The 25,515-nt window shown below is 53.5% G+C and carries 18 protein-coding genes; 1 reads left to right on the plus strand and 17 read right to left on the minus strand.

Annotated features, from left to right (window positions below):
* Positions 1 to 12 precede the first annotated feature (12 nt).
* Positions 13 to 1,587 carry an FAD-dependent oxidoreductase gene (locus HOV93_RS06205; protein ID WP_235989935.1) on the plus strand — a complete coding sequence of 525 codons (1,575 nt, stop codon included), beginning with the start codon at positions 13 to 15 and terminating at the stop codon, positions 1,585 to 1,587.
* Between the two features lie 91 nt (positions 1,588 to 1,678).
* Here HOV93_RS06205 and HOV93_RS06210 read toward each other — a convergent pair whose 3' ends face one another.
* The 17 genes from HOV93_RS06210 to HOV93_RS06290 form a co-directional block, all read right to left on the minus strand.
* Positions 1,679 to 2,092, minus strand: a complete 414-nt coding sequence (locus tag HOV93_RS06210; RefSeq protein WP_235989889.1) for a hypothetical protein — start codon at positions 2,090 to 2,092, stop codon at positions 1,679 to 1,681.
* A 115-nt stretch (positions 2,093 to 2,207) separates the two neighbouring features.
* Positions 2,208 to 3,176, minus strand: coding sequence for a DUF1559 domain-containing protein (locus HOV93_RS06215; RefSeq protein ID WP_207395618.1), 969 nt, complete (start codon positions 3,174 to 3,176; stop codon positions 2,208 to 2,210).
* A gap of 144 nt (positions 3,177 to 3,320) precedes the next feature.
* Positions 3,321 to 4,262, minus strand: coding sequence for a dihydrodipicolinate synthase family protein (locus HOV93_RS06220; RefSeq protein ID WP_207395619.1), 942 nt, complete (start codon positions 4,260 to 4,262; stop codon positions 3,321 to 3,323).
* Between the two features lie 60 nt (positions 4,263 to 4,322).
* Complete coding sequence (locus HOV93_RS06225) at positions 4,323 to 5,624, minus strand: DUF1501 domain-containing protein (protein WP_207395620.1); 1,302 nt, start codon at positions 5,622 to 5,624, stop codon at positions 4,323 to 4,325.
* Between the two features lie 56 nt (positions 5,625 to 5,680).
* A complete protein-coding gene (locus tag HOV93_RS06230; RefSeq protein ID WP_207395621.1) occupies positions 5,681 to 9,415 on the minus strand; it encodes a DUF1553 domain-containing protein in 3,735 nt (1,244 codons plus the stop codon).
* Between the two features lie 69 nt (positions 9,416 to 9,484).
* A complete protein-coding gene (locus HOV93_RS06235) occupies positions 9,485 to 9,916 on the minus strand; it encodes a DUF4198 domain-containing protein (protein ID WP_235989891.1) in 432 nt (143 codons plus the stop codon).
* A gap of 122 nt (positions 9,917 to 10,038) precedes the next feature.
* On the minus strand, positions 10,039 to 10,959 hold the full coding sequence (locus HOV93_RS06240) for a DUF1559 domain-containing protein (protein ID WP_207395622.1): 921 nt from the start codon (positions 10,957 to 10,959) through the stop codon (positions 10,039 to 10,041).
* An 88-nt stretch (positions 10,960 to 11,047) separates the two neighbouring features.
* Positions 11,048 to 12,748: a FecR domain-containing protein gene (locus HOV93_RS06245; protein WP_207395623.1), complete on the minus strand. Its 1,701-nt coding sequence runs from the start codon at positions 12,746 to 12,748 to the stop codon at positions 11,048 to 11,050.
* Positions 12,745 to 13,272 (minus strand): sigma-70 family RNA polymerase sigma factor, encoded by a 528-nt coding sequence (locus HOV93_RS06250; RefSeq protein WP_207395624.1) that lies wholly within the window; start codon positions 13,270 to 13,272, stop codon positions 12,745 to 12,747. Before HOV93_RS06250 ends, HOV93_RS06245 begins: the two co-directional genes overlap by 4 nt.
* A 553-nt stretch (positions 13,273 to 13,825) precedes the next feature.
* Complete coding sequence (locus tag HOV93_RS06255; protein ID WP_207395625.1) at positions 13,826 to 15,385, minus strand: DUF7133 domain-containing protein; 1,560 nt, start codon at positions 15,383 to 15,385, stop codon at positions 13,826 to 13,828.
* A complete protein-coding gene (locus HOV93_RS06260; protein ID WP_207395626.1) occupies positions 15,379 to 17,763 on the minus strand; it encodes a c-type cytochrome in 2,385 nt (794 codons plus the stop codon). The genes HOV93_RS06255 and HOV93_RS06260 overlap by 7 nt, the downstream gene beginning before the upstream one ends.
* A 364-nt stretch (positions 17,764 to 18,127) precedes the next feature.
* Positions 18,128 to 19,081 (minus strand): DUF1559 domain-containing protein, encoded by a 954-nt coding sequence (locus HOV93_RS06265; protein ID WP_207395875.1) that lies wholly within the window; start codon positions 19,079 to 19,081, stop codon positions 18,128 to 18,130.
* Positions 19,082 to 19,173: 92 nt separating this feature from the next.
* Positions 19,174 to 19,590 (minus strand): hypothetical protein, encoded by a 417-nt coding sequence (locus HOV93_RS06270; RefSeq protein WP_207395627.1) that lies wholly within the window; start codon positions 19,588 to 19,590, stop codon positions 19,174 to 19,176.
* A gap of 265 nt (positions 19,591 to 19,855) precedes the next feature.
* On the minus strand, positions 19,856 to 20,608 hold the full coding sequence (locus tag HOV93_RS06275) for a 3-keto-disaccharide hydrolase (protein ID WP_207395628.1): 753 nt from the start codon (positions 20,606 to 20,608) through the stop codon (positions 19,856 to 19,858).
* Positions 20,609 to 20,615: 7 nt separating this feature from the next.
* Positions 20,616 to 23,426, minus strand: coding sequence for a c-type cytochrome (locus HOV93_RS06280; protein ID WP_207395629.1), 2,811 nt, complete (start codon positions 23,424 to 23,426; stop codon positions 20,616 to 20,618).
* Between the two features lie 48 nt (positions 23,427 to 23,474).
* Entirely contained in the window at positions 23,475 to 24,086 is a 612-nt protein-coding gene (locus tag HOV93_RS06285; RefSeq protein ID WP_207395630.1) for a hypothetical protein, read from the minus strand.
* 139 nt (positions 24,087 to 24,225) lie between these two features.
* Positions 24,226 to 25,407, minus strand: a complete 1,182-nt coding sequence (locus HOV93_RS06290; protein ID WP_207395631.1) for a Gfo/Idh/MocA family protein — start codon at positions 25,405 to 25,407, stop codon at positions 24,226 to 24,228.
* Positions 25,408 to 25,515 lie beyond the last annotated feature (108 nt).

Below are 25,515 nucleotides of genomic sequence, written 5' to 3' on the forward strand. Positions count from 1 at the left end.
AGAGTGAGCGAAATGGTCGAAAGCAAGCAGACATACGATGTCGTCGTGATCGGGGGAACACCCGGAGGCATCGCGGCAGCCATCGCAGCGGCGCGTCATGGACGATCGATCGCCCTGGTAGAACGCAACGCGCATCTAGGAGGCATGTCGACCAGTGGCTTGGGAAAAAGCGACATCGAGCATCGTGAAGTGATCGGCGGGTTGTTCCTGGAGTTCATCGGACGCATCCGCGATCACTACGTTGATCAGCTTGGCGAAGACTCCGAAGCGTACACCCTCTGCCGCGAAGGTTATTACTTTGAACCGTATTTGGCAGAGCAAGTCTTCCTTGAGATTTTGAGTGAGTTACCGAGCATTACAATCCTGACGCAGCACCAACTTCAAAGTGCCACGGCAGAAAACCAACGGGTGCAGAGCGTGCAGCTGTTGGCTCGCGAGACTGGCGAGGAGTTTGTCATTTCTGCAAGTGCTTTCGTCGATGCTACATACGAGGGCGATCTTCTGGCTGCTGCGGGGGCTGATTATCGACTCGGACGCGAAGGACGAAGTGAGTTCGGCGAGCCTCATGCCGGTGCTATTTACTTTGACTATCAGAACGGAAAGATCCTTCCCCGCAGCACAGGAGAGGCAGACGATTCTCTACCGGCCTATACCTATCGGCTATGTCTGTCCAGTGATTCTAGTAATGGTGTCCCGCTGAAGGAGCCCCCGGCGGGCTATGATCGGAACGTTTATCTTGGCTACCTGACCGACTTGGAAGAAGGCCGTTTGAGCGCGCCGAAAGTGTTCAAGGATGGATGGGGTTACTATCCCGAGCATTTCGATACGTTAGTCCGGGCTCTTTCTGTCACCGATCTTCCCAACGGCAAGGTCGACGCGAATATTAATCCGCGGCCACTTGCGTTTCCATTCGGCGAGGAAAACGCGAAGTATATCCAAGCTGATTGGCCGCAACGCGACGAGATCGCTCTGCGACATCGCCACTTGACGTTGGGGCTGTTATGGTTTTTGCAAAATGATGAAGCGGTCCCTGCTCGGCAGCGCGAAATGGCTCGAAAGTATCAATTGCCGGCCGATGAGTTCACCGACAATGGTCATTTCCCCTGGCAGCTTTACGTCCGTGAAGGGCGTCGCCTAATAGGCGAAGTAACGTTGACTGAGCGCGATGTGACGGTGACGGAAGAATCTCCGGTTACGCCAGAGTATAAAGATACGATCGCGGTGGGCGAGTTCCCGATCGATAGTTTCCCAGTTCGCAAGAAGCAACCGGGCGACGATGTGGTGCTTGAGGGTTATCTAGGCATGCTCGCACATATTACGCGTCCCTACCAAATTCCTTATCGTGTTACGATTCCTCGTGAGGTAGAAGGGCTTATTGTTCCGGTCGCCGTTTCTGCAACCCATGTGGCCTTTTCCTCGATACGTATGGAGCCAACATGGATGGCCCTAGGGCACGCCGCAGGCTTGGCCGCGCACTTGAGTATCGAGAACGAAACAAATCTTCGGGACGTTTCCATCGATCAGTTGCGTGGGATGCTGCAGGCCGAAGGACAGGTACTAAGCTACCGCGAAGCTGTTTCTCGTTGAACCTTGCAGATCAACGGATTGCCATTGAATGCTACGTGCAACGCAATTCCTCTCTCGCGCCAGCACACTTTTGGTTGTGCTGGGCAACCTACTAATGTCCTGTTAATGCAAATGTAAATTCGTTAGGACCATCCTCTGTGACAGTCGCGACGAAACCATCGTTGAGGCGTCCATATTTGTCGGGCACTAGTTCGCGGCCGCCAAATTCGACAGGCTGATCGTAAATAGTCACCTTGTATTCACCAAGTGCGACGCCAGGTTTCTGAGCATTGGTCTGGAGATTAACGACTTCACCTTGTATGACCTGACCGTTTGAGGAAGGCCCTGAAGAGACAGGACTGAAGGTTATCTCCGCCTCCATTAATGGCTTGCCATTCAAGATGACTTTTGCGGTCACCGGTACCGTGGGAGGCAGTTGAGGGCCAGAGTTGCCACAGCCAAGCAAGCTTCCGAAGAGCATTACGCTGGCAAAGGTAATTGTGCATCGGAACCTGAGGAACGACATGCGTATAATCTTTCTTCTCACCGTGACGTATGGCAAAGTTATGTAAGATCGAGATTCATCATGACGGACAATCGGCCGATGTGCGTCATGATGCGAAGTACACTCGCATTAGAAACTACGGTTCATCAATGACTTCGCCGTTCGCGCGGGTACCGTAGGCCTGAAAAGTCGCCTGATTTACAGTTTCGGGGATAAATCGAACGGATGCATCTGCCAGAGTGAGAACGGCTCCTCCAGGATGTTGACTGCGAGCATACATGATCATGTTGTCTGTGCCTTGCCCGTTGCAAGGCATCTTAGGTTTGCTGATGCAAGTACTTAGCCGGTCGCCCGTAAACGTGTTGGGGCCCTCGCGTGTACTGAAGCAAACGGGACCTCGGCGACCAAAGTAGTAACCTCCACGAAGATCAATCGTGGAACCAGATGAGTTTGAGTAGGGAACTAGCAAGATTTCACTTAGGAAAGCTGTATTCGTGCTGCCATCAACAATATCTCGAAACTGAGTCCGTGACTTGGCATAAAAGATTCCATTGCGATCCTGCATATGGGGATCGGTCGATGGTGTGAAATAGTCGGACCCGCTGCAGGTGACATAGTTTCCATTAAAGCCCCACCTTTCGTACCACGGAGACGACGCCCCTGAATCGACCAACTTAGGAGAACCAGGGTCACTAGGGCACATCAGTGCGTCGATTATCGTGAAACGTCCCGGAGCAGTTGCGGCCATTTCTCCATTGCCAAAATGCTCCTTCATTCCTTCGTATAGGTTCCCCTGTTCGATAAACGGAAGAACCATTTGCATCCATGTGGGAGGGCATTTTTCGAACTGCGGGCCACTGCTAGGCGGATCGAAGTTAGCACGGCCAACGATGCCGGGGGAAAAAGTGCCGAACGTATCGTGGTAGTTGTGCATCGCAATGCCCAACTGTTTCTGATTGTTCGTGCATTGCATTCGCCTGGCGGCTTCTCGGGCCTGTTGAACGGCTGGCAATAGTAAGGCGATTAAAATCCCAATGATAGCGATAACGACCAATAGCTCGACTAGCGTAAACCCCGATCGCTTCAAGAGTTGAATAGACGGCATAGGGGAAATCCTCGAAATAATGAGACAGTGACAAGCAGTAAATGAAAAGAATGCTGTAAGTTATTCGAGCGATTGAGCAAAATTCGCGCGATGTTCTAGAGAGAAAAGCGGGAATAATGAAAAAAAGTGTATCGCAAAAGGCTATTAAAATAGTGTGGTTTTCAAGCGTTCGAGTTCTTCTGTCAGCCGATGACGTTGTTCGTGCGTACAACCTTGGTGAGGCAAGGCCATCCGATCCTCGCATACTCCCAGAATCGACAAGGCCGTCTTCGTCACTCCAATGAGCGGTAACAGGGGAAGCGATCGATCTGCGATGTTGTAGATCGCCTCTAATTGGTCGATCTTGCCTTGGTAATCTTTCATCAGGGCTTCGTCTCGATTTCGATGGGCAATCATCAAATCCGAGAACAACTTCGGGAACAGATTGGTTCCCAGGTTGACTCCCCCTGTGCCTCCTGCCGCTAGAGACTCTGCCAAAAGCGTTTCATGTCCAATTAAAAAAGTCCAATCGGGCCGTACCGACTTGAGTTTGGTCAGGCGACGAAAGTACTCGATATCTTGACTACTGTCTTTAATGCCGACAATTTGGTCGATCTGTGCAAGTTCCGCGACGGTCTCTACCGCGAACGAAAGCTTGGTCATCGCCGGCATGTTGTAAAGAAGCAGGGGAAGCTTGGTCTCGGAAAGCACCGACTGAACAAAGGTCTTAAGCTCCGCTTGGTTTACGGGGTAGTAAAACGGTGTCGTGAGAACAACTCCGTCCGCTCCTGCTTCTTCCGCCGCACGAGCAAGTTGAACCGTTTCGACAACGGAGTTATCGGTGATGCCGACGAGTACTGGGATGCGGCGATTCACCATGCGACATATTTCGCGAACAAATTTGGCGCGAAGATTGTGGCTTAAGCTCGCGATTTCCCCAGACGATCCCAGAATAAACAGGCCGTCAACTCCGCCTTCAATAAGAAATTCGACCAGGCGTTCACAACCGGAGATGTCAAGATGGTCATTGTCGGCCAGCGGCGTGACGATTGGTGGGATTATCCCTTGAAAAGATGGCAAGTCGGTCGGTTTGTGAGATGGTGTCAAAGTCGATTTCCAATGCATATGGGAGATGTCGCTTGTCGTTTATCGTGGGCTTGATCTCATTCAACCAAATAGCTTGGTGATGGGCTGACCTCGGTCGGTAATGGGGACAGGCCGATCGCCATCGTAGAGAGATTTTGCGTAATCTATTCCCATAGCGGCATGGATAGTCGCGAACAAGTCAGGGACGGAAACAGGATCCGAGACAATCGTTTGGGAGAGTTCGTCCGTTTCACCAAATGCACCTTGGTGCTTCAGACCCCCGCCGGCAAGGACACAAGTAAACGCCGAGCCCTGATGTCCCCGGCCTCCTCCACCATCGAATTGAGGTGGTCTTCCGAACTCAGTACTCACCACGACAAGTGTCTTATCCAAGAGCTTACGCTCTTCAAGGTCTAGAATAAGCGTGGAAAGTGCATCGTCCAATTCGTGAATCAACTTGTGCTGATCGAGTATGCCTCGGTTATGCACATCCCATCCGGCGCCATTGAGAAAGTTTAGATTGTGCGAGACCTCAATGAAGCGAACTCCTCTTTCGACGAGTCGACGAGCCAGAAGGCATCGCTGTCCGAACTCGCCGCCATAGCTTTGACGCAACGCCGAAGCTTCACTTTCGAGTTGAAAGCTTCGCATGAAACTGGGACCGCTAAGGCGTAGGCTGAGATCCGCTGCGGCGGCGTAGTCTTCCAAGACCTTTTCCCGCACTTCAGGCTGAACGCGGCGGGCTTGCTTAAGTAATTGTTCTCTTTCGGTCTGACGTTCGCGGGAAATTGTCAAGTGCCGTGCCAAGCCCGTCGGCCCACGCCCAGTCTCCGTGAGATACAAGTAACTATGCTCTGCTCCTAGAAAGCCCGGGCCTCGTGAATTATTGGGGTAGCCTATCACGACGTAAGGTGGTGCCGAATCAGACAGGGCTCCTCGCTCGTGGGAGACGATTGACCCCAACGACGGATAAACGACGGTACCACTTACCGGACGTCCTACATGCATCCAGTTCGTCGCGGCCGCATGTTCGTCGATGACGGAATGGTGAACCGTCCGCACTGCGGTAATGCGATCCATGATCGAAGCCACTTTGGGAAGATGTTCACATACGGTGACATCTTTCACGGCGGTTGGAATCGCATTGTAGTAAGAGCCTGGTGTCTGCTTATCAGGATTCCCTTTTCTCTTGGTGTCGAAGGTGTCGATCTGGCCCATCCCACCGCCAAGCCAAATCGAAATCACATGTTCCGCTTTACCTTGAACTTGGGGAGACGCTTCAGGTGCTGCCCAGGCAGGAAGAGAGGCTAAACCGGCAATGGTTGTCGCCCCAGCCGATAAAAATTGACGACGCCCCACAAGGGAATTAAGTGACTGGTTCATGGTAGGTATTCCATTGTTTGAAGGGAGAGAGAATCACGAGGAGGAAAAGCATTGCATCAAGGACACCAGACAAACTCAGGCAAATTGACAATGCTCCAAATAACATCCTCGTACCTAAGTCGCCACTGGTGATCCAGTCGTGGATCTGCTTGAGGTCCTTGGCGAACTCTCTCGGCATGTTCTTGCTGGATGGTGTTCGCCTCGTTACGGACGTGATTCCACCAAGTTACTTGGGGAAGTCTTTCCAGTTCTTCCGGAAGAACGACCTGACCTTCTGGAACTTTGCGATCAGTAAAGCCTTCCTGTAGGCGATTGAGAAAGAGCTCTTTCTCTGCCTGGTGCGGTAGCCGGTTGACCAAACGCAGAAAGAGAGATTCCAGTAATGCCTCAGGCGATTGTGCCTGCAACGCAAGATCTGCTAAGGCGCTTTTGTAGGCCACTTTTGTCAGAGAAATGGTCAAAGTGCTATTGGCCATAACAGCAGGCTGCAGAACATTGGGGGCCGTTTCCCGATCGGTCTTGGGTGCCTGACGGTCGGCCGTCCAGCCGAAAGCAGTGAGCACCTCGGCCACTGCCGCGGCTCGTGGGAGATTCAAGCTTGGCCGATCTCTTTCGTTGGAAATACTGACGAACATCCAACTGCGGTGAGGCTCTCCATACGTGTTGCGGGTTTTAGCTGCAGCGCGACCATCGGGATCGAGCGTCATGGGCTCCACGTCCATTTCATAGCCGGTAGCCTGAAAGAACGAATCGACTACCTGTTCGGCAGTCAGCCGGCGACGATCCGGAGCCGTGAACAGCCGTTGCTGGGGCTCGGCATCGCGGTTCTTTCCGATGGCTTCGCGTTGATAGAGTTGCGAAGTCATGATGGTGCGCGTCAACGCTTTGATGTTGTAGCGAGAGGCGACTAGCTCCTTACCAAGCCAATCCAACAGCTCTGGATGACTGGGGGAATTGCCCTCCCAGTCGTGTGGTGGCTCGACAATGCCGGCTCCGATTAGTCGTCGCCAGATACGATTGGCAATCACTCGCGCGAATCGCGTATTCTGTGGAGTTGTGATTAACGTGGCCAACCTTTCGCGTGGATCGTCGGTGTTTTGCATCAGCTCCCGCAGGGTCTCGTTATCTTCGGCGCCGGTAACCTTAGCAAAGGGCCAGGTAGGCACGACTTTTTGACCTGGTTTCAAGGTGACAGCAATTAATGATTCACGTTCTTTTTTCTCGAAGAAACCAGCGGGAACTGTACTGGACTTCGGAACGCTAACCGACTTGCGAGCAAACATGGCTGCCAGCGAATAAAGATCTTCCTGAGTGGTCGAATGGTAGGGTGAGTCATGACAGCGAGCACACTGCATTTCAATTCCCAGGAAAGCCGTCCCGACAATGTGCCCTTTGGCTGCGAAAGGAGAATCATTTTGGGCGGCAAGTGCAAAGCCTGCACTTCCTCCTTCATAGACGCTACCACGCATCATCAACAGTTCGTACACCATCCGATCGATTGGTTTGTTGTCTCGAAGCGAGTCGTAAAGATACCAACGGAAAGGCCCCGTACTGTTGAGACTCGCGTTGATCAACGTTGGGTTTTCGGCAAGCATATCGAGCCAATACCCCATCCAGTTGTCTGCCCACCGAGGATCCTCCAGTAAACGATCGATTAGCTGCGATCGTTTATCTGGGTTTGAGTCGGCTAGGAATTGCCTTACCTCGTTCTCGGTAGGAACGACCCCTACGGTATCGAGGTAGGCGCGTCGGATAAACGCGGTGTCATTGACCAACGGAGCATGTTGGGAAGGCATCGTCGTTGGTTGCTGTTCTGGCCATTTGGCCCCCTCAGCAATCCATTTCTCAAGGATCTTAATCTTCTCTTCCGATAGGGGTGCACCTGACGGGGGCATTCTTGTATCGGCGTCGTCGGTGCGAAGTCGCGCGATCAGTGCGCTCGCGTGAGGATCGCCAGGAGCAATGGCAGGCTCACCCGAAAAACCACCCAAGACTGCTAATTCTCGTGATTGAAGAGAAAGCCCCCCTTTGTCTTTTTCGCCGTGACATCGAAAGCACTCACTCTTCAGGATCGCCAGCACGTTTCTAGAATGGATCTGTTCTTGTGATATAGACGCTCCGCTTGTTTGAGAATCGGCATCGTTAATGCGAGCGAGTAGAAACGCATCAATCGGATTGGTCGTGTTCGATTCGGAACTGGGAACCTCTGGAGCAGGATGCGTTGCAAGCCAGTTTTGAGCTGCCTGACGGCGTTTCTTCCAGTACCCGTCTTGGCTGCTTGCGGCAACCACGCGCCTTTTGTCGTTCAGTTCCGTGATTGATTCTTCGATCTGGCGTAGTTCTTTTTCGACAGCTTGATCTGTCAGGGGTAAAGAATCTTGAGCGAGTTCGATCGGCCGCAACACCTTAAAGGACTCACTACCTTCTAGCCGAACGGCAAGCGTCAGTTCTCCTGGTTCAGCTCGAAACCGTTTCCCTCCCGCAATTGCCTCAAAGACAACACGAACGGGTTCAGCATCAACAATCTCGAATTGGCCAATAACTTCCTGGCATCGATGCCAGGCGGGACGGTGCCCCGGCCCAGGAGGAACAGAAACGGGGGTGATAGGCTCTTCCCCATGTGGCGCCCCGGTCAAAGGTCTTGACTGAGTTACCTGTTCTCCGTCGAACCATGCTCTTGCCAATCCTCGCGAACGCATAAGAACGGTATGCTTTCCTTTCGGCAAAGATACGTCTGCCGCCATGCGAACCAGCACTGGTGCTTCCCAGTCTGCACGGATGCCCCAGTTGTCATATTTCACAGGGATTTGATCTAAGAGAAACGCATGCCCGGACCATTTAGCAGCGATTGGTGGAACCGGTTCATCCGGGAATAGCCAGCGATCGTGCGCCCGCATTCCTTCATGAAAGGTAACGCTTACTTCATTGGGCTTGAGGGGCCCAAGCTTGGGCATTGAGTTTGAAATGGCGTCTTGATTATCTTCTTTGCCGACGCGCCGAAATCGATTTGCGAGTGTTTTCTCGTCAAGCATTACCCGGTGTATGGCAATCGAATCCAAGCCACCTCGGAAGCTGTTAGAAGGGGAGCCTCCCAAGGCCGATCCAATCCAAATCTGATCGTTATCGGTCGCTGGTCTTTCGGTAGTAGGGCCCCCCACATCCCATTGGCCGCTAACCTTTTTGCCATCAATCCACGTTTGCATGGTTTGTGGCTCCCCATAGCGATACGTAACGGCAATATGATGCCAGCCTGTTCGCGGTCGAAACCCTTTGACGCTTGTATAACGATGCCAATTCTGGTCGTTGGGCTTGCTCGGTTCGGTGGCGAAAAGAAAGCTAACGCGAGCTTCGCCTTGCATTCCACGAACACGCAAAGCCCAGTTCTGGTTGTCTAAAGGAAAGCCAGGCCTGCCTGTGCGCCCTTTCCCGATGATGTAGGTATGATCCCCTTCATTCAGTTCCCGAATATTGACCCACGCTTCTAAGGTGATTTCGTCTCCGTTTAAGAAATCGAATGGACTGCTATCTCCGGGGTCATCAAAAACAAAACGCGAGCCTTGGCCATCGAAGTTTACGGCCGTGTTGTTCACCGGGAAATCAGGAAACTTCGGAGGGCGAGGACCAGGGACATCTCGATGAATTCCCCCGATGGGATGAAGCAGAGTCGCTTCCTCCTGGCCGAATTCCCAGAAAGCAGCCGTGTTTTCATCCGCGAAGACCGTGCTCGAGAGCAAGCTACAGGCGATTGCTGAGATTGCGATTCCAAACAATAAGTAACGAGTCAATTTCATGATCAAAGGTCTTGGTATTGGCAGGGTGACACAGGCAAAAAACAACGACAACAAAAGTCTGAAGTCGGTTTATTCTTCCAACTCGAAGACAAAGTGGTTGTCGTTTCCAGCGACGACTTCCACGGTAAGTTCACTGGTAGCAAAACTGGTGTACTTCTTGGGAATAACGGATTGGAGCACGGGCATCTCGATTCCTGAATTGTTGCGGGGCGGTTTTCCCGCATCGATGTCGGTAGCTTTGATCAGAACCTCATGTTTGCCGACGATGGCACCATCGCGGTCTCCATAGGTGCTCAATGTGAATGTCCCGTTACTATCAATTCGGCTGAATGCTGGTGAGCCTGACAAAGGGCGGAAGTTAATATTTCCGTAGGGCAAAGGCTTGCCCTGGTACAGGACTGTTCCAGTAACCGGAGCCATATCAAAGGGGCTTTCCGAAGAGCATCCGGCGATCAAAAAGATCAAGCACAGCATTCCGATTGAACAATGGATGATCTGCATGCGTGATATTCCTCGATATGCTTAGGGGGCAGGTCTACGGCTCTTTGACGCGTACCGCTTGCGTGCACGCGATCGCTGCATTGCGATGGGAGGGAAGGTAAACTCGGCAGGAACCGTAAAGGTTATGGCAGGGGAAAGGTTTCGCTGCCATTGATGGTGGCGGCGGCACAATAGGCGTCGAAATTTATCGTTTCCGGGACGAAGCGAACACTGCCATCGGCAATCGCAAAGTTCACACCACCAGGGTGGCGGCTTGAAAAGGGAATATGATTGAATGCCACGCCGTCGTTGGCTCGATCCCGGCGAGAATTGATCGTGTCTTCGTAGATGGCCTTAGAGTTGTAAATGCCGTCGACCGTTAAGTAGGCACCGACAAGCCAAACGCGGACATTGCCGGGAAACCCGCCATTGGTGCCAGATCGATCCCGATGGATGAAATCGCCAATCATGATCGTATTAGTCAGCCCATCGGTAATTTCGGAAGCCTTGCGAGTGCCGTTAATGCGAAAAATTCCATTGCTGGGTATGAGTCCTGCTGAGACGATTCCCGATAAGTTCGAATCCTTCGTGGCGTCGTTGTAATACACTCCGTGAACACCTTGATAGGTCAGCAAGGCGCCGTCGGAATACTTCGCGGTTGCGGTATTGCTTGGTTTTCCGTCGAAGCTTGGGCAGATAAATGCGTTAACCACAGTCCGTCGAATCGCTTGGTTTTCGTTGGCTGTGGGGCCCTTAGAGAAGTCATATTGGTCATAAAGCGTCGTTTGTTCTAAAAAGGGCAGAATAGACAAAGCCCAACCGTGACTGTCGTCTTTTTTGAACGCACCGGATGGCAAGTTCTCTTGGTGGATATCCATGTAATTGTGGCATGCCAGCCCCATCTGCTTGAGGTTATTCGTGCATTGCATGCGCCGAGCGGCCTCGCGCGCTTGCTGCACAGCTGGCAGCAATAAGGCAATCAAAATACCGATGATTGCAATCACCACGAGCAACTCGACCAAAGTAAATGCTCGGAGTCGAATACGAGAGGAGTGAAAGCTCATTCTGTCAGGCTCCCTCAATGAAAGGAAAAGAGAAAACGGCGGGAAGTATCAGGCATAAGAGTATTCTTAGACGGAGATAGTCATTTCATTATGACTCGGCAAGATCGGGCAACCCGGCGATAAAAACAGGATCGAGATAGTCGTCATCTGCAAGGTTGTCTTGCAGAAATAAGCCGTCCACCAAGGCTCCTTCGGGGTAGCCGAGGTCCGATAGATCAATGCCGACGGCAATTGCTTGCTTTTTGAATGCTTGGAAATGTGGCGAACAGGGAATCGTTTCCAACTGTTCTAAAGAGCGTGGAATACGATCAAACCGATACAAGTAGACTTCATCCAAAAGCAGCGATTCAGGCGACTCCATGGTTAAGTCGAACGACGTGACTGTGTGGGAATGCAGACCGTCCTCAAACTTAAGCGGGCTCACGTGAAAGGCGTCACCCTCCAAGGGATTCATGATCAACTGCAGCTCAAATAACACGACATCGGGGCCTGGCCCATTCCGCACAGGGCGATCGAATTCAATGGCAATACCGGGAGTCCCGAAATCATCCTGCGACTGGTCGATTGTCATGACGGGATCGCTTGTCAGTGGTTCCTTGCTGCCACCAATGTTGATGACGCCCGTATGTAGAAATTCATCAGAAGCGAAAGCAACGCGTGGTGTCGGAAGATCTCTATCGCCTGCCAAATAGCCATGATTGTCCATCGCATGAAACCAAACTAATTTCGAGGGAATGAGTTTCTCCATCGGGATGGATTCAATTTGATTCCCTCGCTGCACGGTAACACTCGTCAAGGCCCGCGCGAGACCCTCTTCGCTTTTGGTGACATCGTAAGAAATGATTCGATCGGGAAGTCCAAACTGATAGCGTTTACGATCGAAAGGAACATGAGCAGCATCCCAAACATTGGAAAACGCAAAACGCATCGCTTCTTTTTCCTGCAAGCGTAGCGGAGAGGAAGCCACTTCAACTTGAACATTTTCAGCAGAGGGCTTGCGATAGACATCGGCCGCACCTTCAACAACTTGGACGTCCGTTTCGCTATTCTGAGAGACATTCACCGAAAATCGAGTTCCCCGGTCGACGATGCTGATCTCAGGCGTCTCAACCCGAAAGCCCTCAGCCCCTGGGGGAGCATGCACGCTACATTGCCCGATATCGAGAGCCAAAAGGTCATTCCCTTCGACTCGAAACGAAGCCGGTCCCTGAATGACGGCTGTAGCACCGTTAGGAAAACCAAGCTCTACCATCCCCTGAATCAGGACATAGTCGCGTTGCAGGATTGGCGACGCACCAATTTGCGGTGGCAACTCTCCAAAGAAGCGGGCATGAGCCAGATTGGCAAAGTAAGCTTCGCTCTGCAATTCATTGGGCTTACCGGGATTCGCGGTTCCGTCTTGACCAGCTATCGGCCTCGATGAGGAGAAGCCGACATAAATCCCAACAATCAGAGCAATGGGGATGAGTAGCGCAATAGCGAGAATAACGGCCATTCTAGAATTATTCGAAGAACTCGGCTGCTGCTCTGATCGTTCTGTTTTCTCTTGGCGACGACTGGAAGAAACCACTAGAAGATCTGTCGGCATTGCTTGGCCTTGGCGGAAGATCAGTTCCGGAAGCTCCTGATGAATCTGAAGGTAATCCAAGTACAACTGACGAGCCTCATCATTGGTGGTGATCCAATGATCTAATTTCTCAAAGTCATCGCCCGAGAGAGTGCCGTCCAGCAAGGCATCGATAAGTTGACATACTTCGTCTTGGTTGACAGGATTTTGGAAGGAGCTCATACCATTTCCTCCGTGGCCAATTTCTTGCGAACGCAGCTGGCGAGTGCTTTGCGAATTCGAGACAAGGATCGATAAAGTCGAGCTACCGGTTCTTCGATCTTCTGAGACAAGCTGTCCACTGTTTCATCGCTAAAGTATCGTAATTCAACGAGTCGACGGTCTTTATCGTGGAGTGACGCCAGGCAATCGCTCAGGGCTCTTCGGCGTTCTTCCGATCGTTGTTGGTGGTGCGGATACTCGGCGGCAATGGCATCGATAGCGGCCTCTGAAAACTGGTACCGATTTGCCATCGCACGACTGCGGTGTCTCTTCACCGCAAACTGAGCGAATCTGCACGCCCAGTTAAAGAATGGGAGTTCAGGATCGTACTGATCGTACTTTCTCATAAGTGAAATGGCCGTTTCTTGCATCACGTCATCGACGTCACCTGCCTTGGGTACCATGGCTTCGACATATCGCCTTAAGCGCCCTTCGACCCCGGCAAACAATCGTCCAAACTCTTCATTCTTGTCGTCTATCGTCACAGGATTCCTCTTGGTCCTCATAAGTAGTTCACCCGGAATCGAGCTATTCTCGCAAAAATCTCAACATAAAATGAATATTTCTTCCAGGGTCAGTTCGGGACGTGCAGATGTCGCCGTATGGGATCCGAGGTTGAGCCCTTTAACCGGCATATTAATAGCCTGCAAGTACCGAGGAAAACACAGGTTCCGCTGTCTTCTTCTGTTCGGTGAATTGTGAGTGGATTTCGTTGGGAAGAGAATTTGAGCTCCCGCAAATTGGCTCACAATTAGTTGCCGACAGAACCTGGAATACGTAAGAACGTACATGCCAGTCGACCGAAGTCGGAGGTGGCAATGGTCAGCATCAGAGGCTGTCTACGCGAAGAACGCGCTTACCACAAAGCGTCCCTGAGATCTTGCGGCCATGAGGCAAGCAACTCGTCCACTAGCATAGCGCGGCCGGAGAGGCTTCATTTCGCGCGCACTTCGGCCGACAGTGCTTGGTAAACGAAAGGACGGTGACCGGCCATGCCGTTTGTCGTGACCGATGGGGTTATTGCATCTGCCGTGTCGGCTACTGAGGGATTCGATTCAGCGTATAGTACGCGTCGGGGTGTAGAAGCGGTTGCCCGTCGTCGCTGCGAAGGCCGTCCGCTCGAAGCTCGTGAACGTACAGTTTCCGCAGGCCAGAGACTTGGAGGCGGACGCGTAATCCGTCTTCGGAAACGTGCGCCTTTGTGATGGGCAGTGTTTTCTTTTTAATCTCATTGCTGCCGTAAGCACCGTGATAAAGATAGGTGTGGCTTGTCATCGTATAGGAAGCCGTGTCGCTGGCGATCTGCGGATCGACTGGCTGGGTAAATGTTAATTCAAAACCGTCCGGCATGGCCTTCATCTCTTGGATCTCGAAGGGCGTTTGCCCAGTCCATACCAGCCGTTGCAATCCGTACGACGCAGTACCTAAACTGCTCCAGCCGCGATTGCTCAATCCGGCCAGCACGCTTCCATCTGCGGCCTGCCCTAATCGCAGCACGGCCGAGGCGAGTCCGGAGCGAAACGGAAACACGGCTCCTTGGTATTCTCCGTCGACTTTCTCCAGAAAAACACGATGAATCGACGAGAGTGTGAACTCTCCTACGAAAAATTGCCCATTGAACGGCCCAAATTTGCCATTGCTGGTATCGAGCAGAATGTCAGTTGGAGACTGTCCCGCCTTCTTATAGGGAAACCAGACTGCGGGAGGACGCATTTGTGGTAGACGTTTGACAGCTTCCGGGTAGGGGATTCCCTGAGGAATGGCTGAGATCGGAGCGATAGGCGACCCAGGCAAGTTCATCGAAGCCAGCGAATCGGGATGGTGAAAAAAGGCGCCCTCTCGCATGTGATGCAGACTGTTGGTGGCGACCCAGTTGCCTTGCTGATCGGTATAGAACATGTCGCCGTCTTGGTTCGCACCAAGTCCGGAAGGTGACCGCATGCCAGCGCATATGGGGATGAGGTCCCCCTCGGGCGAAATTTTCATGCCCCAGCCACGCCAAGGGCCCTGCGTCACGTTAAGGGTTGGCTCGTGGATGGCTCGTTTCAACTGGTCTCCGCGAAGACCCAGTCCAATGTTTAATGTGAGCCAAAGGTTGCCGTCGCCGTCGAGCTTGGGGCCGTAAGCGTATTCATGATAGTGGCCTGTTACTCCCCAGCCTTTGGCAACCGTTTGGTACTGATCGGCGATGCCATCTCCGCTTGAGTCTTCAATGCGGGTAAGTTCACTTCGCTGAACGGTGTAAAAGGCATCGTCATGCCACAGCAGCCCTAAAGGCTCGTGCAGACCGGATGCGAATTGATGGTACTCGACATCTTTCGGTGGATCGTCGAAGACGCCACTGAGAATCCAAATCTCCCCTTTGCGAATGGCCACGGCGACGCGGTCCTCGTCTAGGACCGCCAAGCCGCTGACCTCCAGGGCCAGATCCTCCGGCGCAGGTTTCCAGTTGGCGGCACGCGAGTTTTGTGACGACTTGGAGGTATGGACCGAAATGAGCTTGTAGAAGTCGCTCTCGGAAGGCCTTTGGGCGAACCCTGTCTCGGCGATTGCCAAACTGGTTATGATCGTGATGAGAAGCGTCAGCCGACTTACCATTGATACGTTACCTCCAGCTTGCGATCGGTACGGACAGGCACCCGCCATTCCATGGTTTGGGGGTTGTCCGGGTCTTGCCATAAAACGGCATCATCGTTCGGGACTTCCAGCGTGACCGTCACGCCGTCAGGCTCAGTGCAGGAGTTGTCCTGAAGCTTCAAGTTCGTGCCACGATGGGCTCGGAACCAAAGCTTGCCTTCCGAGGATTCTTCGTCCGGAGAGGTGATGCTCAGGGAGCGTTTCAAACCTCCTTCGTCCGTCGGTTCAATGCGATCTTCAATCTCGAATCCCCGATAGCGGTAGCGAAGTGTGGGGACGCCTTGGGGGTCCAAGCCGTAACCCAAGAACCGGTAGTGAGTCGTGTTTTCGGTTCCTGCGGGCCAACGGTCATTGGCACGCGGCAATTGGGCAAACGCCGAATCAGCCGGTAGCGAGACAACTTCCGATTCTAAAGGTGAGGCCGGAGGGGCCGAACGGACAAACCACGTTCCGTATGCATCAAGGAACCGCCCACGCCATGCTTGGGTAAGTTGCATCTGCTCGGCATCGAACGCGTAATGAACACGTTGAGGAAAACCGACGGCAATCGCATGAGGTCCAGCCGATTCCATAAAGGTCCGGATCAGGATCGGACGCTCTTTGGGAATGAGCTCGAACTCCTGCGCCCTCGCTTCTTCGATCTTCTCAGGCAGTTTTTGCGACTTTACATCTTTCAGGTAGCTCCACATGGCCGCGATTTGATGGTCCATGTCGCCATCGAGGATTTCGGGAATCGCACTCTTTCCACCAGGAAAGAATGACGGCATGCGCGTTCGGTCTTTAAGCTCCGCGGGATTTCTCAGGAACTCTAAGAACCACTCTGGCCGCACACGCTGGGTCACAGAAGCCAGGTCAACGCCTACGGCACCTGGGACTGATTCTCCGCGGACGGGATGACACTGGACGCAACCGTTGTTAAGCAACCTACGTCCCGGGTCTTCCAGCTTAGTGAGTTTGGGAAACACGTCCGCCTCTGGCACGGGAGCGGATTGATCGGCCTCGGCAAAAGCGTCCGGTAATCGCTCTGCCAAATGCTTGGGAAACTTGGGCATGCGGACCAGCATATGAGGCCGAATGTCGCCTGAGCCAGCGAGGACCTTGGTAAACCACGACGACTTCAGTTTTCTGCCCACATGAGTCAGCGGTGGAGGCAACCGACCTTCGTCACCCAGGTCGACATGAGAAACCGTTTCAAAGAACTTCTCACGATCGGGACCGATGCCACCGAGTTCGTCCCGCTGATGGCAGGCATAGCAGTTTTGCTGCAAGAGCGAAAGTTTCAAGGAGACATCCTTGGAGGGCTCGCGTTCCTGCGATCCCAATTGGGTGAGTGCGGAAGTGATCGAATCCACCTGGACTTCGTCCAAGCCGTAGTGGGGCAAACCAAGAGCCGGATCGCCTAGACAGCCGATCTCGTCGTTCACATTGAGGTCAGCGAGTGACTTCGCTTGCGTCGTGGGAGTCAGGCCTTCGACGTTGTGACAATTTACGCACGATAGCGAGGTAAAGAGTCGCTTCCCATTTTCGACAAGCGGGCTGTTCTCTGGAAGCGCATCTTGGTCCGATTTGGGAGCCGCGTCTTGGGTAAGGTAGGCCGCAAGATCGGCCGCCTCGACTAAATCTAATTTTAGATTCGGCATCCGGACACCAGGACGGACCGTTTCTGGCGAAGTCAAAAAGAAGGTCAGCGCCTTTGTCGTGTATTTGGCTGACAGGTCGGGTAGCGGAACCGATGGCACTGGCCGCGCCGATTCGGTGAGTCCCATTTCTTCGATATCTTCAGGATCCAGCGTGGAAAGCAGGGCCGACATGGCCGATGGCTGTGAATGCCCACCCTGGTAGTTTGGGTCCGGCGCGTGGCATGCGACACAACCAACCAGATGAAAGAGTTTCTCACCCCGTGCCGCGTTCCCATTGTTCCAGAACTCGTGAGGCAAAGGGTTCGCGCCGCTTGCCCTGGCTTCAGGAAAAGGTCTGTGCTGCGTCGAGAGAAAAGCAACGAGGGCCTCGACCGCTTCCTCGCGTTCGTCCTCTGGTAGAGGGGCCAAGACGTCGGGCATCGTCGTTCCCGGTTTGACCTGGTGGGGCGAGTTGAGGAACGCTCGGATCCAATCGGCCTGGATCCGGTTTCCGGTTCCGGTCAGGTGAGGGCCCCGCTTAGGTATCAGGGCCAACGAGTCGGTTGTATGACAAGCGGTACAGCTAAGCTCGGAAAGTAGTAGTTGCCCACCCATATTCGACTCAACGACACCGTGTCGGGCAAAGCGTTCGAAGCCTGCGACAAAAGGTGCTTCGCGGTCTTGCCCCCACGCTATTGATCCGAAAGAGGCTAGTAGCAAGAGCGAAACCACTCTGACCATTCTTGGTCCAGTCACTTCATTCTCCGGTAGGAAGGAATCGTCAGCGAGAGGAGGGAGGTTTCTCGCGGTGGTAGGCATACGGGCATCAAGACGATGATGCCGACTTAAACTAATTACTGCCTGACCGAGAATCTACCGGTCAAACAGGCGTATCTAAAACAAATAACGACTTGAAGCTGCTCACCTCTCACCAGAGCCCCGGCGGGAATGATAGGGCGAGGTAACTTCCTGATTGACGTAAAAAAGGGCGGGGAAAGCAATTTAGCATCTCCGCCCTTGAAGACGACATCTCGGCAGATTCAATGTTTCTGGAAAAGAATCCGCCAGAGTTTTCGAGGCCTCGTTAGGGGAGGGTGACCGGCTTGCCACTATTCCGGGCGGCGAGAAGGTTATAGACTTCGAAGTTGACCGTTTCCGGGATGAAGTGGACCGAGCCATCGCCGAAGAGGAAGTTACAACCCCCGGGATGCAGGCTGGCGAAATTGGCGTCGAGATTACTCCAGGCGCCGACGATTGGGCCGTTCATCGGCGAAGTCGTATTTCGAGACGAGTGCCAGCCCCACCGATAATGCGGGCCATCAGCATTTCCGACGGTGACGCCATCGATCAGAGCGTTGCTATCATCGCGAAATTCTTCGACGCGTTTTTCGCCCACGGCTAAGGTGTTGCTTAGGCCATCGGTAACACTGGCGAATGTAAGCTGTCCCGGTTTCTTCCACATGCGGTTGCTACCCTCAACGCGTGGCATCATGAACATTCCATTGGCATCACTGGGATCAGACGCATGCACATGACTTTGGCTACCGTCGGGCAGTTCGCCACCGCCACAGAAAGCATAGTCACCACGGTGCTGGAAATTAGAATCTTTCTCAGGACCGCGTCGCGATGGACAGAAGAAGATCCCCACAGGGTCGTGGTCTTCGTTTACCTGGGCATTAAAGCTGTCTCCGAAAGCTTTTTCGATATCATATTCATCGTGTAGGGCCTGTTGTTCCAGTCCGGGTAAAAGTCGGGCCCAGCCGCTAAAGTTGGCATACAGCCAAACATCGGGAGTGCCTGAAGGACGGGAAGGATAGCTATTTGCAGGAATAACCCCGTACGTGTCGTGGAAATTGTGAATGGCTAAACCAAACTGTTTCATCTGATTGGTGCACTGCATGCGCCGGGCAGCCTCGCGAGCCTGTTGAACGGCCGGCAAAAGCAGGGCGATAAGAACACCAATAATGGCGATGACCACTAACAGTTCAACCAGTGTGAAGCCGCGCATCGACTTCCGGGGACAATTGATGGATTGCATGGAATTAACCTAATAGAGAAACGAAGAGCGACAAATGTGTTCGATGAGTGAGAGAAACTTAAATCCAGGAAGTTCTCGTGATTCAGGAACCTCTACAATTCTAAATTGATCTCAACGGGCTCATCGCCGACAGTGAATTCGAGTGGAGTCCGAGCCAAACTAGAGTATTGGATCGGCAGAAGAGATTTGGGCGCAACATAACCAGGCTCACCTGGTTCGAGGTTGGGGTCGGTCTCGGTAAAGAGCTTTACGATTACCTTGTGCTGGCCTGGCATGACTTCAATTTGATAGGTGCCATCGGCATCGATGTTCGTTCGACTCGGGGAAGAGTTGGCGTCGACCGGGCTGAAGAGCACAACCCCTCGCTCCAGAAGCTTGTCTTTGTGGGTTACTTTGCCAGTTACCGTGGTGGTCGCGGTTCCGGCCTCGCCGCAACCAGCGATGAAAACGGAACCGACCAAAAGTACTACGTAAGGAAACGAAGTGAAATGAGAAGAGTGTGTGATCATTGGAGCTTTTTTGTATGCGAGGAGAGGCAGATGGGTTTTCGCTCAGCGCGTAAAAGTTAGTCGCCTAACTGCCACCCCATTTCTACATCAATGCCCAGGATACGTCAAATTCATTATTGTTATAATATAAAATATGGCACCACACGAAAACTGGTAAAGGCGAGATTTTTTCCGTGTGGCGCCCAATGTGCCTTGCGGTGCCCAAATTGCAAGTGTGCTTTTTGCATCTTGTTTGTTCCCTTTTTGCCCCCGGGCGATGCCCAAGCTACGACTTAGCACGCTTCAGCATGGCCTGGACACGGGCCTCTTCCTTCTTGAGTGCGGCGGCGGGAACCGGCATTGGTTTAAAGTCGGGATCTGGAATTAATTTTTCATTCTCCGGAAATTTTCGCATCCGTAAGTTGCGAAACCAGACATCTTGGCCATGGTCTTGCAAATAGAGCTTGCCGCCGCGGCCGGTCAGGTCGCCACCACGGATATCCAGTAACTTGACCTCGTCAGCCCACTTCGGGTCGGTGTAGTCGAATGAAAGGACCCGCTCGTCGTTGAGCCAATGCTCGATCACTGTGTCTTTGCAGATAATCCGGGCCGTGTTCCATTGGCCATGAGGCCGTGCAGCCGATTTACTGGGGGCCATGCAGAAAAAGAGAGAAGCCGCCGATTGCCGTGGGTTCTCGCCATAGTGGCTGTTCTCGTCGTCGAGCACCTGGTATTCCACTTGTCCGGGACGGTAGTAGACTCCGCTATTGCATCCCTTCGAGACCTTCCAGTCGAACCGCAATTCAAAATCGTCGGGGACGAGCCCTGCGGTGTAAGTCAGGTTGCCCCCTTTACGCACCCGGGCGAATACACCGTTTTGAATTTCCCAGTTGCCGTTGTGTTGCCACCCTTCAAAGCTTTTCCCGTCGGATAGCTCGACAAACCCGAGGTCTTTTTCTTCCGGCTCGCTTGCTACGGCGGCAAGCGGGAACGTAGGTAGCAGTAGGGTGACTACAGCAAGCAACGATAATGATTTCATGGTAGATTCACTTTGAAGTGGTAGGAGGATCCGAAACGCTAATCGGAGCCGGGCCTGCTTCTAGGAATTGAAGCAGGTCAACAATCTCTTCTTTGCTAAGGCCATTAAGCAGCCCCGCCGGCATGGCCGAGCTTCGCGAGACTTGCTGCTCCTCTATTTCGGACCGGTTGATGGTCGTCAAATTCTGCGGCTCAAGTAGGTTGGTGGCGACGTAGATCGTCTCATCATCTTCCTTGACAATGTTACCAACGACAACTTTGCCGCTGTCCAGCAAGAACTGGGATGTTTGGTGCTTGGGGTGGATTTCCAGTGCCGGTTCGATGATATGACGTAGTAGCTTCTCACCTTGGAACTTCTTCACCGATTCGACCAAGTCTGGCCCTAGGTTGGCACCATAGCCTGAGACCGAGTGGCACTGCAGGCACTGCGCCTTTATAAATGCCAGTCGACCCCGTGTGATGGCGGGCGGATTGACCATTTCCGGACTGGCTTTGTGCCCAACGTTGGGGAAGTCTTGCATCGTCCATTCATGGTGTACCGTTGGCGTACGAGCCGCTTCAAGCCTGGCAAATTCGGGGTCGGATAGCTTATTGAGGTAGCCGATCAGTTCGTTAATCTGCTTGTCCGTCAGGACACCACTGACCGGCGGCATTAGATTCTTCGGGTAGCCCTCGACTAAAAGAGCGTTGGGGTCTTGGATCGAATGCTTTAGATAGTCTGAATCGGCAAGCACCTCGCGAGTCTTTCCTGTTTCACGTTCGCGAACCTTGCGTTTAGAGCCCACCAGATTCTGGAAAGTGGGACCTACGCGTCGCGATCCGTCGAGACTATGGCAAGACGCACAAAAATTCTGGTATGACACCCGGCCGCCGTTGTCGGGCGAGAACTGAAAGAAAGGGTTTTCCGCCATCAGAGTGTCCGGCGATGGCTTGCGTACTTCGCCCGGCTTATCTTTGGGGATTCGATTGACGGTATACCACAGGTCACCGGTCCACAGAGGTTGGCCACTCTCAGAGGACAGTAATTCAGAGAGCCGCACATGCACGACCTCTCCTTCGACCAAATCCGGTAGTTCCAGAAAGACTTTCCGTCGATCTGAAGAGACCGTTGCCGATGCGACTTCGCTCTGGCGATAACGAACCTTCGTTCCACCATAGGTCTGCGTCGCCTGGTAACCCCACTGCGAAACGTAGTAGCTTTCAGGGTCCCAGCCGACTGCCTCGGCGAGCGGCTGAGTGAACTCAATCTCTAAGCCGTTCGATCGAATTCGTGCGGCCAGTGGCTCGAAGACGTTCTGCTGGTTGTACCGAATCTGCGTGAGCCCACTTACCCGCTCGATAAACTCCCAATCCTTGCCACGAGCAATTCCGCCAGCGTAGAGTTCCCCCTGGGGAGTCAGTACGAAACGATGAAATAGATGTTGGAACCCCTGCGAGAACGGGAACACGGCTCCCTGCATGACGCCGTCGGACTCTTCTAAAACCGCACGTTGCAGTCCGCCAAAAGTTGCGTCGCCAAAGAGAACTTGTCCGGCATAGGGCCCCCAACTTTCCGGTAGCGTAATCGGTTGCGTAGGCGACGACGCGATTTCCCCTTGAGGCAGCCAAACCGCCGGTGGGTCCGCCTCGGGGCGATCGAGCGGGTGCCAGGGAGGCACGCTTCGGAATTGATAGAAAGCATCTTGCTCGACGTGAATAAGTTTGTTGGCGGGCAGCCATTCTCCTTGGTTGTCGGTGATCAACAGCGAGTCTTGAGGGCCCAGCCCAATTCCGTCAGGCGTCCGTAGCCCGGCCGCTACGATTTCGGTATTGCCCGTGTTGATATCCACCTCCAGGAGACTGCCACGCAGTGGTGCCTGGTAATTATCTTTGCCTCGCCGGGCCATGCCCACGCTGCTAGAAAAGTAGAGTTTCGAATCACGGATGACAGCGCCGAACAGGTACTCGTGATAGTCGAGGCTGCTTGGCCAGTCGTGTGATAAGCAGCGGTAGGTCTCGAACTTGCCGTCGCCGTCCTCATCGATCAATTCGGTCGCTTGATTCTTTTCGGTGACAAAGATACGTCCCTCGAAGATGGTCAGCCCCAGCGGCTCGGACAGGCCCTGAGCGATGCGCCGAAACTGTGGGATTTTACTCTGAGAGATGGAATCGAGTTCGAGAGCAAACAGATCCCCTTCCCAGGTCGTCCACAGAAGCTCGTTCGGCCCACGCATCGCCATGCCGGTGATTCGCATGGGAGTGTCCTCACTTCGCAGGTCGATCGAATCCAATGCCGGGTGGCGATCGTTCAACTTGCGACCAAACCCAGGCGAAGCATCCGGGACCGTCGGTTCGTCCAGGTTGGTTACAAGCGAGAGGTTCCCGGACGTTTTTCCTGTCACAATCAACTTGCGAAATTTCACTGGATGCGGATAGGTAGTGCCCGACGGGGGAACGAGCAGAACCAGGATCGGCAAACCGGCCCGGACTCGGAACTTGCCCAGTTCGGCTTGCGCCCAAGTATCGTCCGGCGTTGGCTCAACGTTCCAGAATCGATCCTTTCCGTCGAACGAAAGCTGGTAGGCCTGATTCAGTTTCTGGGCAGCGGCGTACTCGATCGAGACGGTAACCTCTTCCTCTTTTTCTGCCTGGATGTACCAGCCAATGATCGCCCCACGCCCGCGGGTGATCTCCAGGACATCGCCATTCCACTTGTTCGGCCCTTTAGAGAAAATTGCCTTGGCAGGCAAATCGAGCGAGCTGCTCGTCTCGGCGGCCGTGCACACGCCGCTGGCCATAAGTAACAAGACCAGGCAGAAGATCATCGGGTATCGATTCATAGAGGCAAGCCTTTGTGGGAGATCAGCGAGTGCTTCTGGCAAGACAGATCAACGCGTGGTGAGTTGATACCATTGGGCATCAGACAGACTCGAGGCAGAATCGCCTTTAGCGGTCGCTAGTTTCCATGCCTTTTGCATCGGAGCCGGCAGGAGCAACTGTCCGTCGGATGGCAGGGAGTCGACGTGAATCTCTCTCGCGATTGGATTTTTTGGGGACATCGGCACGCGTTCGTGTAGCGTCAAAATGCCCTTGTCGTACTTTAGCTCCCATTGCAATTCGAAGTATCCTTCGCGTTGAGAGCACCCTAGATAGCGGATGTCCAGCGGCATGGTGTTGCCGTTGTGTTGAAATCGCCAAGTCTCGTTGGACTTATCCTCGTAAAGCGTCTGCCCAACGGACCGCATCACGAATCCGGACCCCTTGAGCCCCGATTTGTTTTCAGGTGCCCGCCAGGCCTTGTAGAGTGTGGCTCGCTCGAGGTCGTAACCCAGCCAGAAGTCATTCGCCTGCCGAATCGAGATCGACCTGGGTAAATGGTCCAGGCTATAGCGGTTTATCAACGCTCGATCGAACGGCAACTCCGGTTGACTCGCCTCTTCTGCCTGCGCGACAAGCGAACAGGCGACGCCTAGGAGTAGGGAAACTAGGAAGCGTTTCATGGTGTTGTCCAAAGAAGGCGATGCGATCTAGAAGATGAACTGGGTATGCCAGCCGCAGGGATGAAGGAATAGAAAAAAGAAATTGGCGAGGACACGCTTACGCCGTCAATCTGCTCGATGACGGCGCAGTTGCCTGCACTTACCAATCGGCCAGAGCATTGTCCCGCTGTGAAAGGGGGAACGAGACGCTGCGTCCATTTTCTCGATGCGACTGGAACACGCCGCAGATCATTTCCACGGTCGCAGCGCCTTCGTGGATATCGCAAATGGGGGCACGGTCTTCGTCCACGGCTGCGATCAAATCGCGAACAGGCAGCACATGGTTATGGACGGAACGAATCAACTCTGGGTCAGGCTCTTTTTCGCCGACACCAGCCGACGTGATGGGAATCCAAGACTGTCCATTTGGCGAGGCCTGGAAAGGATTGCCCCGCGTGAAATGTGCGATCGGCGTGCGGTCGATGTGCAGTGTGACGACACCTTTGCTACCGATCAGTTCCAGGCAATAGCCATTGGGAGCGGTGCCGTCGTTGGCTACAGAATCGTAATAGGCGATCGTACCGTCTTCCATTTCATAGCGAGCCCGGACTTCGTCGGCGGCTAAGGGGCCTAACCCTTCCGCGCCCGAAATGACATCATCCGCTGTCACAGGGCGTCCTTCTTTGCGAAGTAGGGCGGAAACTGTCTTTGGGGCACCCGAGAAATAGGTGAACAGGTTCAGCACGTGCGACCCGAGCACCCATAGGTCTTCCCCGCCACCGCGACGATCACCTTTGCCTTTGCCGCGGATTTCCAGCAGACGCCCCATCTCTCCGGAGTCAAGTAACTCGGTGATTTTAGCCAATGCTGGCTGATAACGATTGCGATGGGCGACCGCCACTTTGGTGCCTTGCTTGGCGGCTGCGGCAATCAACGTGTCGGCCTCGGCCGGCGTGCGGCAAAAGGGTTTCTCGCAGTAGATGCCTTTCGCGCCAGACTCGATGGCCGCGAGGATCATGTCTTGATGCTGGTCAGGATGCCGTGGACCGACCGCGACAAACTCGGGACGCGTTTCCTGCAGCATCTTACGGTAGTCGGAATAGCCCCGCTCGAGTTTCAGTTTCGCCACTTCCCGTGCCAGGCCAGGCTCATTCGCATCGGCGACGGCGACAATTTCGGTCTCGGGAATTTGGTGCCAGACCGTATCCAGCCCGTGGCCGTAGCTGCCCCGACCGGTGTGCCCGATCACGGCAACTGTGCGTTTCGCCGAATCATCGGCTCGGAGTGTGGAGTTAAGCAGCAACGCGGCTGAAGAAGCAGCAAGAAAGGTACGACGACGCATGAAAGGCATTTTGAGGGGTGCTGCCGAGTGGCATAGGGAATGGGCAGGAAACTTAGGGGTGTCTTAGTCTAACAGGGTGCAAGAATAAAAGCCAGGAATTACCTGTGA

The organism is Bremerella alba (assembly GCF_013618625.1).
Lineage (GTDB): Bacteria > Planctomycetota > Planctomycetia > Pirellulales > Pirellulaceae > Bremerella > Bremerella alba.

Coding starts and splice junctions, on each gene's coding strand:
- HOV93_RS06205 (WP_235989935.1), top strand. CDS start 13: ATGGTCGAAAGCAAGCAGACATACGATGTCGTCGTGATCGGGGGAACA.
- HOV93_RS06210 (WP_235989889.1), bottom strand. CDS start 2,092: ATGTCGTTCCTCAGGTTCCGATGCACAATTACCTTTGCCAGCGTAATG.
- HOV93_RS06215 (WP_207395618.1), bottom strand. CDS start 3,176: ATGCCGTCTATTCAACTCTTGAAGCGATCGGGGTTTACGCTAGTCGAG.
- HOV93_RS06225 (WP_207395620.1), bottom strand. CDS start 5,624: ATGAACCAGTCACTTAATTCCCTTGTGGGGCGTCGTCAATTTTTATCG.
- HOV93_RS06230 (WP_207395621.1), bottom strand. CDS start 9,415: ATGAAATTGACTCGTTACTTATTGTTTGGAATCGCAATCTCAGCAATC.
- HOV93_RS06235 (WP_235989891.1), bottom strand. CDS start 9,916: ATGCAGATCATCCATTGTTCAATCGGAATGCTGTGCTTGATCTTTTTG.
- HOV93_RS06240 (WP_207395622.1), bottom strand. CDS start 10,959: ATGAGCTTTCACTCCTCTCGTATTCGACTCCGAGCATTTACTTTGGTC.
- HOV93_RS06245 (WP_207395623.1), bottom strand. CDS start 12,748: ATGAGCTCCTTCCAAAATCCTGTCAACCAAGACGAAGTATGTCAACTT.
- HOV93_RS06255 (WP_207395625.1), bottom strand. CDS start 15,385: ATGGTAAGTCGGCTGACGCTTCTCATCACGATCATAACCAGTTTGGCA.
- HOV93_RS06265 (WP_207395875.1), bottom strand. CDS start 19,081: ATGCAATCCATCAATTGTCCCCGGAAGTCGATGCGCGGCTTCACACTG.
- HOV93_RS06270 (WP_207395627.1), bottom strand. CDS start 19,590: ATGATCACACACTCTTCTCATTTCACTTCGTTTCCTTACGTAGTACTT.
- HOV93_RS06275 (WP_207395628.1), bottom strand. CDS start 20,608: ATGAAATCATTATCGTTGCTTGCTGTAGTCACCCTACTGCTACCTACG.
- HOV93_RS06280 (WP_207395629.1), bottom strand. CDS start 23,426: ATGAATCGATACCCGATGATCTTCTGCCTGGTCTTGTTACTTATGGCC.
- HOV93_RS06285 (WP_207395630.1), bottom strand. CDS start 24,086: ATGAAACGCTTCCTAGTTTCCCTACTCCTAGGCGTCGCCTGTTCGCTT.
- HOV93_RS06290 (WP_207395631.1), bottom strand. CDS start 25,407: ATGCGTCGTCGTACCTTTCTTGCTGCTTCTTCAGCCGCGTTGCTGCTT.